This is a genomic window from Priestia sp. TGN 0903 (assembly GCF_050846855.1).
Lineage (GTDB): Bacteria > Bacillota > Bacilli > Bacillales > Bacillaceae_H > Priestia > Priestia zanthoxyli.
In genome coordinates this window covers 281,025-294,623 of the sequence record NZ_JBOZGL010000004.1, presented here as the reverse complement: position 1 = coordinate 294,623, position 13,599 = coordinate 281,025, and the positions used below count along the sequence as shown (strand labels likewise).

Sequence of the window (13,599 nt, the reverse complement as noted above, 5' to 3'; positions counted from 1 at the left end):
GCGAAATGAAGATAGTAGCTGTAATACCTGCTAGATATGGATCAAGCAGATTTCCCGGAAAACCATTAGCTTTAATTAATAGCAAACCTATGATTCAACATGTATATGAAAGAGTAAACAAAGTTTCCAACCTTGATAGAGTAGTAGTTGCTACTGACAATGCAAAAATTTATGACGCTGTATTGTCCTTTGGTGGAGAAGTAGTGATGACAAAAGATACACATGAATCAGGCTCAGATCGCATGGCTGAGGTATCAAACTTAATTGATGGAGATATCTTTCTTAATGTTCAAGGAGACGAGCCACTAATAGACGAAAGACTCATTGCAGAAATTGTAGAACAATCTAAACAGCATAGTACTTATGTAATCACTGCTAAAAAAGCTATAGAAACAGAAGAAGATATTGAAAATCCTAACGTTGTAAAAGTAATTACTAATCAAAATAGCGAAGCGATTTATTTTTCTCGCTCGCCTATTCCCTATAACCGATCTGACAAAACCATTACATACTACAAACATTTAGGTATTTATTGTTACCCAAAACATATTTTACAAGAATTTGTAAAGCTATCTAAATCTCAATATGAAGAAGTAGAAATGTTAGAACAGCTCAGATTATTGGAAAATGGATATGAAATGAAAGTTCTAGAAACTACCTATGATTCTGTAGGCGTAGATACACCTGAAGATATTAAAAAAATTGAAAACCTGTTGGAGGTATAATGATATGTCAAATATTGTTAAGTTAAATGAGGAAATTAAATTTGGAGGAAATAATCCATTCGTATTGATCGCTGGACCTTGTATGATTGAAAGTGAAGAATTAGTATTTCAAACTGCTAGTGCTATTCAAGAGATTACCAGCAAATTAAATATTCCTTTTGTATTCAAAGCATCTTTTGACAAAGCAAATCGTTCTTCCATTTACTCAGATCGTGGACCTGGAATTGAGAAAGGTTTAGAAATTTTAGCAAAAGTTAAGGAGACTTTTGGTGTTCCTGTTACATCTGATATTCATGATGCTTCCCAAGCAGAACTTGCTGGTGAAGTACTAGACATTATTCAAATTCCTGCTTTTTTATGCCGTCAAACAGACTTACTAGTAGCTGCAGCTAAGACAGGAAAGATTATTAATGTGAAAAAAGGACAATTTTTAGCTCCTTGGGATATGAAAAATGTAGTGGTTAAACTGAAAGAGTCAGGTTGTGAACAAATCCTTTTAACTGAACGAGGAAGTACATTCGGTTACAATAATTTAGTAGTAGATATGAGATCTCTACCGACAATGAGAGAATTAGGTGCACCAGTAGTATTTGATGCTACGCATAGTGTTCAAATTCCGGGTGGTAATGGCACAAGCACAGGCGGAAAGCGCGAATTCGTTCCATATTTGTCAAGAGCGGCTATGGCTGTAGGTGTAGATGCATTATTTGCAGAAGTGCATCCTGATCCTGATAAAGCTCTTTCAGATGGACCAAATATGATCAAACTTCATGAATTAGAAGAAGTTCTGAAACCTATTAAGGCAATCGATGACATTATTAAAGGATAAAAATTGAGAGGAGTTGCCCAATGTCTTCTACACACCTTAAAGTTAATTTTAAAGATACCATTTCCGAAGTTCTTGAGCTAGAAGCCAAGGTTATTCTTGAAAGAAAAGAATACCTAAGCACTCAAATTAACGAATGCGTAAATTTTATTCTCAAATGCAAAGGAAGAGTTATTATTACAGGTATCGGAAAGTCAGGGTTAGTAGGTAAAAAAATTGCTGCTACTTTGGCAAGTACGGGTACTCCTTCTTTCTTTTTACATCCTGCAGAGGGATTGCATGGTGATTTAGGTATGGTCACAGATAGTGATGTTGTCATAGCTATCTCCAACAGTGGGGAAACTGAAGAAATATTAAAAACTATCCCTTCAATTAAAAGAATAGGGGCTAAAATTGTTGCCTTAGTAGGGAATTCAAATTCTTCTTTGGCAGAACGTGCAGATCTAATCTTAAGTTATGGGATTGTGGAAGAAGCTTGTCCACTAGGACTAGCCCCTACTACAAGTACAACTTTAACATTAGTTATTGGAGATGCTCTTGCTATTTCTTTATTAAAAGCTAGAGACTTCAAACCTGAAAATTTTGCTGTTTTTCATCCAGGTGGATCTTTAGGAAGAAAACTATTATTAACTGTGGAAGATATTATTTCAACAGCAAACCGTAACCCCGTGGCAAATGAAAATAGTAATGTTAATGAAGTTTTGTTTCAAATGACAGAATTTGGCTTAGGAGCTATCAATATCGTTGATAGCCGTGGTAAATTAAAAGGTATTCTAACAGATGGAGATATTCGAAGAGGCCTTGCAAGGGAAATTAATATCTTACAGGAAAAAGTAAATAAATTATATAACGAAAACCCAATTACTATTAGAGCAGAATTGCTAGCAGCAGAAGCACTGAAAATTATGGAAGATAATAAAGTAAACGTCTTGCCTGTCGTAAACGATTATCAAGAGCCGGTGGCTATGATTCATATTCAAGACGTAGTTAAAATGGGGATTTAATAAATGAAAAACATTAAATTAATTGTATTAGACGTTGATGGTGTTTTAACAGATGGAAGCCTGTATATAGGCTCAAATCAAGTAGAATATAAACAGTTTAATACACAAGACGGTATGGGAATTACCCTCGCTCATTATGCTGGTTTAAAGACAGCCATTATTACGGGGCGTAAATCCGAAGCTGTTGCTAAAAGAGCGAAAGAACTAAAGATCAACTATGTGTATCAAGGAATTAGTAACAAATTAGAAGTGCTATCTGAATTGCTTATTGAGTTAGGACTAACAGTAGATGAAATCTGTTATATGGGTGATGACATTAATGATCTTCCTATTTTAAAAACAGCAGGTATATCATTTGCTCCTGATAATGCAGTGGGACTAGTTAAAGAATCTGTAGACATTGTAACGAAACATTCAGGTGGAAATGGTGCTGTAAGGGAAATGGTAGAAGCTATTTTACAACAGCAAACGAATTTTGAAGAACTTGTACAAGAGTTTATTTATGGGAAGAATAAAGTTATTCAGTAGCCATATTATAGAAAGAAGGAAAATACTTGAATAATTGTATTATTTGTAACAAACATATTAAAGATAATTCATATAATGCATATGAAAATGAATATATTGTCGTCAGTCATGGTCCCTTAACTTCTAAAGTTAAGGGATATTTTTATATTGAATTTAAGAGACATATTGAAAGTTGGATGCAACTAACTGAAAGAGAATTAAAAGAATATGTTAATATGCTTCGATCTTTAGAGGAGTTTCTAACTCATCAGATTCAGGCTGAGCGAATTTATACCGTCACTATTAGTGAAGCAGTTCGCCACTTACATATTCACATAATTCCTAGAGTCAAAGATTCTCAACTAAGAGGGGTAGATTTGATTAAGCAAGCAACTCAGCAACTGGATCTTATTGCAGCTAATATAACTGACAAGGAAGTAATAGATTTGGTTGAATATTTTAAAAGTTATATAAAACAGAAACAAAACAAATTATGGGGTGAGCATAAATGAAATTAGTACTATTATCTGGGGGATCTGGTAAACGTCTTTGGCCTTTATCGAATGATTCACGTTCAAAACAATTTCTAAAGGTGTTAGAAGATAAAGAGAATAGCTTAGAATCTATGGTACAGCGAGTATGGAATCAAATTGATAGTGTAAATTTAGCCGAGTCCACAGTCATTGCTACAGGGAAGTCACAAGTAGATATGATTAAAAGCCAACTTCATAATCAAGCTGATTTAATTATTGAACCGGCTCGTCGTGATACCTTTCCAGCGATTGCTTTAGCTGCTTCTTATATTTTTAGTGTAAAACAAGCTAGTTTGGATGAGGTAGTAGCTATATTACCTGTTGACCCTTATGTAGATAACCAATTTTTTAATAGAGTAAAAGATTTAGAAGGAGTGGTGAGAGGTAGCGATGCCCAGCTTGCTTTAATTGGGGTTAATCCTACCTATCCATCATCTAAATACGGGTACATTGTACCTAATAGTACATCAAAGGATAAAGAATATCATACAGTAAATCGTTTTACTGAAAAGCCTTCAGAGAGCCAGGCAAGTTCTTTAATGGCAGAAGGGGCTCTTTGGAATTGTGGGGTATTTGCATTTAAACTTAGTTATTTAATATCAATTCTAGAGGAGAAAGGGTTGCCTACTAAATATGAAGAATTGTTAAAACAATATGCATCGCTTCCAAAAATTAGCTTTGATTACGAAGTAGTAGAAAAAACAGAAAAAATAGTGGTTCTTCCTTATGATGGTTATTGGAAAGACTTGGGTACGTGGAATACCCTTACTGAGGAGATGGCAACTAGTCAAATTGGTAAAGGTGTTATTAGTGAAGATAGTAAAAATGTTCATTTAATTAATGAATTAGACATTCCAGTTACAGTATTAGGTGCTTCTAATTTAGTGGTAGCTGCTAGTCCTGATGGAATATTAGTATCTGATAAAGAAGCTAGTCCAAAAATTAAAGAATTAGTCGGAGAATTTGATAGTCGTCCTATGTATGAGGAAAGGCGCTGGGGATGGTATCGAGTACTTGACTATACTAAATTGGCAGAAGAAAAAGAAGTATTGACAAAAAGAATTTGTATTGCCCATGGAAAAAATTTGAGCTATCAACTTCACGATTATAGGGACGAAATATGGACTGTCATTAAAGGTGAAGGTGAGTTTATTTTAAATGAAGAAGTTCGCTTAATTAAAGCAGGAGATGTGGTGAAAATTCCATCAGGAGAGAAACATGCAGTTAAAGCACTTACTGATTTAGAAATTATTGAGGTGCAGACTGGTTCTCAATTAATTGAAGAGGATATTGTACGCTTGTTCATGACTTGGGAAGAAATTCAAGAGCAAGTATTGAATTTAAAAAAGGTTCAGTAATAGATATATATATATATCTATATATATATATAAGTATATTTTTGAAAATTAAAATAAGTATTACTTAATTTTAGAGGAGATGTAAAATCATTGAAACAACCTATTTTTTTAAGGCCATTATTTCAAGAGCGAATTTGGGGTGGTACCAAACTAAATGAAAAATATGAATATACTATACCATCCTCGCAAACGGGAGAGTGCTGGGCAATTTCTGCTCACCCACATGGTCAAAGTGTTGTAGCATCTGGAGAATTTTCCGAAAAAAGTTTAGGAGAACTATGGGAAGAACAGCCAGAGTTATTTGGCTATTTCGAAAGCAATCGTTTTCCTTTGTTAACTAAAATTCTAGATGCGAATGATGATTTATCTGTTCAAGTTCATCCCGATGATGATTATGCCAATAAATTTGAAAAGGGTGAATTCGGTAAGACAGAATGCTGGTATATTGTCGACTGCGATGAAGGCGCAGATATAATTTTTGGGCATCATGCTCAATCCAAAGAAGAATTTATTCGGCTAGTGGAAGAAGGAAACTGGGAGAGGCTTCTGCAACGAATTAAAATTAAACCAGGTGATTTTTTCTACGTTCCAAGCGGTACGATTCATGCTTTGTGTAAAGGAACGCTTGTATTAGAAACTCAGCAAAGTTCAGATACGACGTATCGCGTATACGACTATAATCGTCGAGGACAAGATGGTAAGCTTCGAGAACTTCATTTGGAAAAAGCAATCGATGTGACTACAGTTCCCCACACTGCGGCTAAAGTTGAACCAGCTATTGTTAAAACAACTGGGGGAAGCATTACAACATTCGTAGAAGAAGATTATTTTACTGTATATAAATGGGAGATTACGAATACCTTATCACTTACTCAGGAAAGCTACTTTACATTAGTAAGTGTGATTAACGGTGAAGGTAAAATGATTTCAGAAGATAATGAATATTATATTAAATATGGTGATCATTTCATTATTCCACATGAAATGAAATCATTTAAAATTGAAGGCCAAGTGCAATTAATTGCTTCGCAACCAAATAGTAAAGGAGAACGTCAACATGAGGTGGCAAGTACAACTAGACAAGTGGCTAACGTTTGATGATTTAGAATATGAACTAAAAAATGAATTAGTAGCAATGAAAGAAAAAGAAGCAGAAGGCGCTTTTTATAAAAATCTTGAATTCGGAACGGGTGGAATGCGCGGAGAGCTTGGCCCTGGTACGAACCGTTTAAATGTATATATGGTGAGAAAAGCAACGGAAGGTCTTGCATGTTACATAGATGAGCGTGGAGAAGAAGCAAAGAAAAAAGGCGTAGTGGTTGCTTATGATTCTCGTCACAAATCACCTGAATTTGCATTAGAAGTAGCAAAAGTATTAGGGCACCACGGAATTAAAACGTATATCTTTGAAGAGTTGCGTCCTACACCTGAGCTATCTTTTGCTGTTCGTTATTTAAATGCATTTGCTGGCATCGTAATTACAGCTAGCCATAACCCTCCAGAATATAATGGATATAAAGTATACGGAGAAGATGGAGGACAGCTTCCTCCTGCTGCTGCAGATACTATTATTTCTTATGTAAATGCAGTGGAAAACGAGTTATTGATACCAGTAAAAGCAGAACAAGAACTTCTTGCTAGTGAATTATTGACGTATATTGGCGACGAAGTTGATGCAGCTTATACGGAACAGTTGAAAACAATTCAGTTGAATCGTGAAGTTGTAGAGCAAGCGGGAAAAGATTTGAAAATTGTTTTTACACCTCTACATGGTACTGCCAATAAGCCTGTTCGTGCCGGATTAAAAGCATTTGGTTTTACAAATGTTACGGTTGTAAAGGAACAAGAGCTTCCGGACCCTAACTTCTCAACCGTTAAATCGCCTAACCCTGAAGAGCATGCAGCTTTCGAATTAGCTATTCAATATGGCAAAGAAATTGACGCTGATATTCTAATGGGAACAGATCCAGATGCTGATCGCTTAGGTGTGGCAGTAAAGAACGAAAAGGGTGAATATGTAGTACTTACAGGGAATCAAATGGGTGCTTTAATGCTTCACTATTTGTTAGAGCAGAAAGAAAAACAAAATATTCTTCCTGAAAAGGGAGTCGTTGTTAAAACGATTGTAACGTCTGAAATTGGGCGTGCTATTGCTGCTAGCTTCGGATTAGAAACAATTGATACATTAACAGGCTTTAAATTTATTGGTGAAAAAATTAATGAATTTGAACAGACAAAAGAGTATCAATTCCAATTTGGCTACGAAGAAAGCTATGGATATTTAATCGGAGACTTTGTCCGTGATAAAGATGCTGTCCAGTCAGCAGTTTTTGCAGCAGAAGTCGCGGCTTATTACAAAGCTCAAGGAAAGTCTCTTTATGATGGCTTGCTTGAAATTTTCAGCAAGTATGGATATTACAAAGAATCGTTGCGGTCTATTACGTTAAAAGGAAAAGACGGAGCGGAGCAAATTCAAAAACTTGTTGATACGTTTCGAGTGAATCCAGTTAGCGAACTGGGAGATATAGCCGTTACATGTATCGAAGACTATCAATCAGGTGAGCGCCTGCATGTAAAAGAAGGTAAGACTGAGTCTATGCCGTTTCCTGTCTCCAATGTACTAAAGTATCATTTTGAAGACGGCACGTGGTTCACAATTCGTCCGTCTGGAACAGAGCCAAAAGCAAAGGTCTATTTTGGTGTGAAGAAAGAATCATTGAGTCAAAGTGAGAATCATTTAAGAAAAATTGAACAAATAGTCATGGAAAGAGTAAATAAATCGATTTCGGTGTCGATATAAAGACTGAAAGTAAAAGTAAGAAATGTAAAGCTTTCATTTAATTGACAAAAGAATATAGTAAATAAGGCTTTTGTCAATTATAATGAAGTAGATTGAATTTTTTAGAAGTTACTAAATTCGGAGGTCAACTATGGAAGAGACTATTAGTTTGCGAGAGTTGTTTGCAGTGCTTCGTAAGCGTCTTTGGCTTATTGTACTCATTACCATTATCGCAGCAACGGTAAGTGCCGTAATTAGCTTTTTTGTTCTAACGCCTGTGTACGAATCGAAAACGCAGATCTTAGTCAATCAAGCAAAAAATGATGAGCAATTATATAGTAATCAAACCGTTCAAACGAACGTACAGCTTATTAACACGTACAATGACATTATTACAAGTCCCGCTATTTTGGACAAAGTGATTAAAGAATTGAATCTTGATAAATCTGCTGCAAGTTTAAGCGGTCAAATTCAAGTAACCAGTGCTCAAAATTCACAAGTAGCACAGATTGTCGTACAAGATACAAGTGCGAAGCGTGCAGCTGACATTGCCAATACAACGGCTTCTGTTTTTCAAAAAGAAGTGCCTAAGCTTATGAACGTGGACAATGTAAAAGTGCTGTCAAAAGCAGCGCTTGGCGAAAACCCAAGCCCTGTAAAACCTCAGCCTCTATTAAACGTAGCAATTGCTATCGTTGTTGGTTTGATGGTAGGTGTGGGTCTATCGTTCTTACTGGAATACTTAGATAATACGTTAAAAACAGAACAGGATATTGAAAATATTTTAGAACTGCCTGTTATGGGAGTTATTACAACGATTAAAGATGTACCAAAAGCAACCAACGTACAGCGTCCGGATTTAACTGCTCGCGTACCGCAAAGAGGTGAGACGTTTGGCTCGTAAAACGAAAGAGCAAAGAAATGATAAAATGCTGACATTAAAAAGACGTCTGCTCGCTCATAACAGCCCGAAAGATCCGGTGGCTGAGCAGTACCGTACAATTCGTACGAACATTCAGTTTTCAGGAACGGACGAAGAGATTAAATCTCTTTTACTGACTTCGAGCGGACCTTCTGAAGGGAAGTCTACAACAGCTGCTAACTTAGCTGCTGTTTATGCACAGCAGGGCTTGAACGTGCTGCTTATCGATGGAGATTTGCGAAAGCCAACGGCACACTACACGTTCCGTCTCGAAAATCATACGGGTCTTACCAACGTGTTGACGAGACAGTCAGCGCTTGGACAAGCGGTTCAAAGTACGGAAGTGCCAAATCTTTACGTTTTAACGAGTGGTCCAATCCCTCCAAACCCTTCTGAACTTCTTGCTTCTAAGCAAATGGGAGAGTTGCTTGATGAAATGAAGGAGCGATTTGATATGGTTATTTTTGATACACCGCCGATTTTAGCCGTAGCGGATGCTCAAATTTTAGCCAACCAAGTAGATGCTTCTCTTTTAATTGTAAGCAGTGCAAAAACAGAAAAAGATGCAGCGTTAAAAGCAAAAGAATTGCTAACTCAGGCAAAGTCGAAATTGCTTGGAGCGGTTCTTAATAATCGTAAAATGGAAGAAGGAAATTATTACTACTATTATGGAAGTAATTAACCTACTTTCTTAAATAACAGGCAGACTTTTTGATAAGGCGTCGAAACCAAAGGGGTTCCGGCGCCTTATTTTTGTTTGCTGTTTTTAGGCTATTTTTAGGTTCTGAAAAGCTTCTTTTTTGGCTTGGAAGGTGTTCTGTTCCTAATTTTCCCTTAGCAATTTATATAAGGAAAGAAAGTGTTACATTTGCTGAGGTAGAAATTTCGACAAAAAAAGACATAGAAATACTTACTGTAATGTGCTAATATGAATATTGCTTTTGTTAGGTCTTAAGGCATACGAAAGAAAGATGGAAATTTCATTATTATTTTAATTTGACACCTTTTTCCTATATGCATTCAGGCTTATTACTTGATAAGATGGATGAAATTATGCTTAAAACAGCTGTGTCAGAAGGTCTGACATAGTGAAGTGTGTTATTTTGCGTTCTAACATGTAATGGCGTGCTGAGTAAAAAGATATATTACTATATGTGTAGAAAAAAAGAACGTTTTGTAAAAGAAAAGATAGCTAGTTTGGACAGATTTACAAGTGCAAACCAGCCCATCCTTCTTTTTTGCTTTTAGTGCAAAATTTATCTAATGAAGTCAACATACGGGTAGCGGACGCGGTTTTTAGCGAAAATGGTCGTATAGACACAACTACATAATAAAGGAGAACATAACATGCAAAAAGTAAGAAAAGCGATTATTCCAGCAGCAGGGTTAGGAACACGTTTTTTACCTGCTACAAAGGCAATGCCAAAGGAAATGCTTCCGATTGTAGACAAGCCTACTATTCAATATATTATTGAAGAAGCAATTGAGTCAGGCATTGAAGATATTATTATCGTAACGGGCAAAGGCAAGCGTGCGATTGAAGACCACTTTGATAACGCGCCTGAGCTAGAACAGAACTTAGCTGAAAAAGGAAAATTTGAGCTATTAGAGAAAGTTCGTCAGTCTTCAAACGTTGAAATTCATTATATTCGTCAAAAAGAACCAAAAGGATTAGGGCATGCGGTATGGTGTGCACGTAATTTTATTGGCAACGAGCCGTTCGCTGTTCTTTTAGGAGACGATATTGTACAGGCAGAAACACCTTGTCTGCGTCAATTAATGAATGAGTATGAGCAAACGTTATCTTCGGTTATTGGTGTTCAGACTGTTCCTGAAAATGAAACGCATCGCTATGGTATCGTAGATCCTTCTTCAAACAAAGGCCGCCGCTACCAAGTAGAGTCATTTGTTGAAAAGCCGACAGCAGGTACAGCACCTTCAAACTTAGCGATTATGGGCCGTTACGTATTCACTCCTGAGATTTTTAAATTTTTAGAAGAGCAAGAAATCGGAGCAGGCGGCGAAATTCAATTAACTGATGCAATTCAAAAGCTAAACGAAATTCAGCGCGTTTTTGCATACGATTTTGAAGGCAAACGTTATGACGTAGGAGAAAAATTAGGCTTTATCCAAACATCGCTGGAGTTTGCTCTTCAGCGCGAAGATTTACGTGAAGATCTTCTTGTATTTATGGAGCAGCTGTTAAAAGAACAGCAAATCAAAGCTTAAACAGAGAAACCTGCCGGTAGCTTATTTGAGTAGGTTACCGGTTAAGTAGTATTGGGGTGAAGCTTAATGACAAAAAAAGTACTTGTGATTTCTCAACATTTTTATCCAGAAATCGGAAGCGCCGGAAACCGGATGAAAAACGTATATAAGCTCTTAAAAGAAAATGATTATGATGTAAATGTTTTGACAACTGAACCAACGTATCCCAATAAGAAAATTTATAGCGATGAGCAGTTTTGGGACGATGATTCATTAGCTGAAGAAAATGATGTTACACGAGTAAAAGTAGCCAATCGCAAATACTCTAGAAGCATTATTAACCGCTTATGGTACTACTTAGAAATTGCGTTTCGAATGATTTTGTTTATTTTACTTGACCGTAAAAAATATGATGTTATTTTTGTGACGTCGCCGCCTATTTTTATTGCGGTAGTGGGGTTAGTAGCGAAGTATCGGTACCGAACAAAAATGATTCTGGATATAAGAGATTTGTGGCCGGAATCACTAAAGGGAGTTGGGGTTTTTAATTATCGGTTTATTATTTATATCTTCAGCAGGTTAGAAAAGCTTCTGTATATAAAAGCCGATAAAATTATCGTAAACAGTCAGCGCTTCAAAGATTTTATCATCGGTAATTACCATATTCCTCTAAAGAAAATCTCTTTTATGCCAAATGCCGCTCGCCAAGAAGAAATCTCTCCGATTGAATCAGGTGACGGGCCGTTTAAAGTCATGTACGCAGGAAATATTGGCTTGGCTCAAGACGTCACTATCTTAATGGAATTAGCGAAAGAACTAAATGAGTATGATATTCAGCTCACGGTGATGGGCTACGGATTTAAAAAGCGGGAGTTCGTGAAGTTTGCGAAAGAACATAATCTTTCTAACGTGGATTTTATGAAGCCTTCTACGCGTAAAGAATGTTTAAAGACGATTTCAACTCATCATATTGGAATTGTTACTCTTAATGGCAAAGAAGTATTTGAAACGGTATTGCCTGGGAAAATTATTGATTATATGACGTGCAGTCTTCCTATTGTTGGAGCCGTATCAGGTTATGCTAAAACGATTATTGAAACAACAGAAGCTGGAATTGTAGCCAACTCTCATGACGCAGAAGAAATGTTAAAACACATTTTATACCTGTATCAGCGTCCTTCTCTGCGAAGTGAAATGGCAGTAAACAGCAGAAAGTATGTTCAAAAACATTTTCTGTGGGAACGAAATATCAATGTGTTAATCAATCTGATTGAAAACAGAGTATCTACATATGAAGAGATGGCTCCTGTAGAAACAAGAGAAAAAGCCGAAGTTTTATAATTACATAGAATCTTCACTATGAATATCTTAAAAGTAACGACGGAGGATAAAGATGTCTAAGAACGTATGTATGTTTGTGTGGAATCATTTTACCAATGATGCCCGCGTCTTAAGAGAATGTTCTTCATTGGTAGAAGCCGGCTATGAAGTGGATCTTATTGCGATTCATGACCGGAAAAATCCGCAGCTTCAAAAGAAGGAAGAGCGCAAGGAAGGATTTACCGTTATTCGTGTAAATAACCAGTTTCCGCTATTGCAAATGCTTCTTGGAGCCGCTCGACGTGTAAAGAAAAGTATTCCTTTGCAGCTGCTTGCCCTAGTTGTACTTGGCCTAGGATTATGGAAATTAACAGTAATAACGTTACTAGTAGCTGTTCTTCTTGGACTGTTTGTGACGCCAAAAGCTCGAACATTTATGGTTAGAGGCTATATTGCAAGTCAAATGGTGAAGTATGGGTTAAAAAAGAAATATGATATTTATCATTCAAATGATTTAAACACGCTTCCCCAAGGCATTACATGTGCAAAAATTTTGCGCCGGAAAAAGCTAGTCTATGATTCTCACGAAGTGCAAACAAGCCGCACTGGGTACAACAGTCCTATTTACGGAATAATGGAAAAACTTTATATTAAGTTTACGGATGTGATGATTGCAGAAAATCATACGCGTGCTAAATATACAGAAGACTTGTACAAGCTGTATCCGCAGGTTGTTCATAATTATCCGTTTGTTGTGAAGCCAGAGCTGAGTCAATCTGTTGATCTTCATCAGCAGTTAAATATTCCTTCCCATGAGCCAATTCTTTTATACCAAGGCGGTGTTCAAGTTGGAAGGGGACTTGATAAGCTAGTAGAAGCAGCACCGCTGTTCAAACGAGGCGTGCTTGTTTTCATCGGTGACGGTCGTATTAAACCTCAGCTTCAAAAAATGGTGAAAGACCAAGGACTTGAAGATCGTGTTAAGTTCCTGGCAAAAGTACCGGTGGAAGATCTTATGCATTATACGAAAAATGCGTATCTTGGTTTCCAAGTATTAAATAACATTTGCTTTAACCATTATTCTGCGTCTTCAAACAAATTATTTGAGTATATGATGAGTGCGGTTCCCGTCATTGCGTGCAGCTTCCCTGAAATTCAAAAAGTAGTAGAAACAGAGGAAGTAGGAGTATGCGTTGACTCGCATGATCCAGTGTCAATTGCAGAGGGCGTGAACTACTTGCTTGATCACCCTGAAGAACGTGAACGAATGAGCCGTAATTGCTACCAGGCTCGCGAGAAATACAACTGGAATAATGAAAAAGAAATTTTTATCGACATCTACAAAAAGCTGGCATAACGTGTCAGCTAGAATTTTAACCTTCTAAATGTGTGCAGCATCATCACTAATTTTTACAAG

General features: G+C 36.6%; 13 protein-coding genes. All 13 read left to right on the top strand.

The genetic code is table 11. The annotated features are described in order from the left end of the window. Window positions 1-5: 5 nt before the first annotated feature. The 13 genes from kdsB (at window position 6) to ACRPLY_RS15875 (ending at window position 13,539) form a co-directional block, all read left to right on the top strand. Complete coding sequence (gene kdsB / locus ACRPLY_RS15935) at window positions 6-725, top strand: 3-deoxy-manno-octulosonate cytidylyltransferase (protein WP_098602395.1); 720 nt, start codon at window positions 6-8, stop codon at window positions 723-725. A gap of 4 nt (window positions 726-729) precedes the next feature. Then, a complete protein-coding gene (gene kdsA, locus ACRPLY_RS15930; RefSeq protein ID WP_098602396.1) occupies window positions 730-1,554 on the top strand; it encodes a 3-deoxy-8-phosphooctulonate synthase in 825 nt (274 codons plus the stop codon). A 20-nt stretch (window positions 1,555-1,574) separates the two neighbouring features. Then, on the top strand, window positions 1,575-2,555 hold the full coding sequence (locus tag ACRPLY_RS15925) for a KpsF/GutQ family sugar-phosphate isomerase (RefSeq protein ID WP_305157553.1): 981 nt from the start codon (window positions 1,575-1,577) through the stop codon (window positions 2,553-2,555). 3 nt (window positions 2,556-2,558) lie between these two features. Continuing rightward, window positions 2,559-3,083 carry a KdsC family phosphatase gene (locus tag ACRPLY_RS15920; protein ID WP_305157552.1) on the top strand — a complete coding sequence of 175 codons (525 nt, stop codon included), beginning with the start codon at window positions 2,559-2,561 and terminating at the stop codon, window positions 3,081-3,083. A gap of 26 nt (window positions 3,084-3,109) precedes the next feature. Beyond that, entirely contained in the window at window positions 3,110-3,574 is a 465-nt protein-coding gene (locus tag ACRPLY_RS15915) for an HIT family protein (protein ID WP_432231980.1), read from the top strand. Next, a complete protein-coding gene (locus tag ACRPLY_RS15910) occupies window positions 3,571-4,953 on the top strand; it encodes a sugar phosphate nucleotidyltransferase (protein WP_432231979.1) in 1,383 nt (460 codons plus the stop codon). Before ACRPLY_RS15915 ends, ACRPLY_RS15910 begins: the two co-directional genes overlap by 4 nt. Before the next feature lie 90 nt (window positions 4,954-5,043). Continuing rightward, entirely contained in the window at window positions 5,044-6,051 is a 1,008-nt protein-coding gene (gene manA, locus ACRPLY_RS15905; protein ID WP_432231978.1) for a mannose-6-phosphate isomerase, class I, read from the top strand. Further along, window positions 6,011-7,753, top strand: a complete 1,743-nt coding sequence (locus tag ACRPLY_RS15900) for a phospho-sugar mutase (protein WP_432231977.1) — start codon at window positions 6,011-6,013, stop codon at window positions 7,751-7,753. The genes manA and ACRPLY_RS15900 overlap by 41 nt, the downstream gene beginning before the upstream one ends. Window positions 7,754-7,883: 130 nt before the next feature. Next, complete coding sequence (locus tag ACRPLY_RS15895) at window positions 7,884-8,636, top strand: YveK family protein (protein ID WP_432231976.1); 753 nt, start codon at window positions 7,884-7,886, stop codon at window positions 8,634-8,636. Then, entirely contained in the window at window positions 8,626-9,336 is a 711-nt protein-coding gene (locus ACRPLY_RS15890) for a CpsD/CapB family tyrosine-protein kinase (protein WP_432231975.1), read from the top strand. Before ACRPLY_RS15895 ends, ACRPLY_RS15890 begins: the two co-directional genes overlap by 11 nt. A 665-nt stretch (window positions 9,337-10,001) precedes the next feature. Continuing rightward, window positions 10,002-10,883, top strand: coding sequence for a UTP--glucose-1-phosphate uridylyltransferase GalU (gene galU, locus ACRPLY_RS15885; RefSeq protein ID WP_432231974.1), 882 nt, complete (start codon window positions 10,002-10,004; stop codon window positions 10,881-10,883). Window positions 10,884-10,949: 66 nt separating this feature from the next. Further along, window positions 10,950-12,203, top strand: a complete 1,254-nt coding sequence (locus ACRPLY_RS15880; RefSeq protein WP_432231973.1) for a glycosyltransferase family 4 protein — start codon at window positions 10,950-10,952, stop codon at window positions 12,201-12,203. Between the two features lie 52 nt (window positions 12,204-12,255). Next, window positions 12,256-13,539, top strand: coding sequence for a glycosyltransferase (locus tag ACRPLY_RS15875; RefSeq protein ID WP_432231972.1), 1,284 nt, complete (start codon window positions 12,256-12,258; stop codon window positions 13,537-13,539). Window positions 13,540-13,599 lie beyond the last annotated feature (60 nt).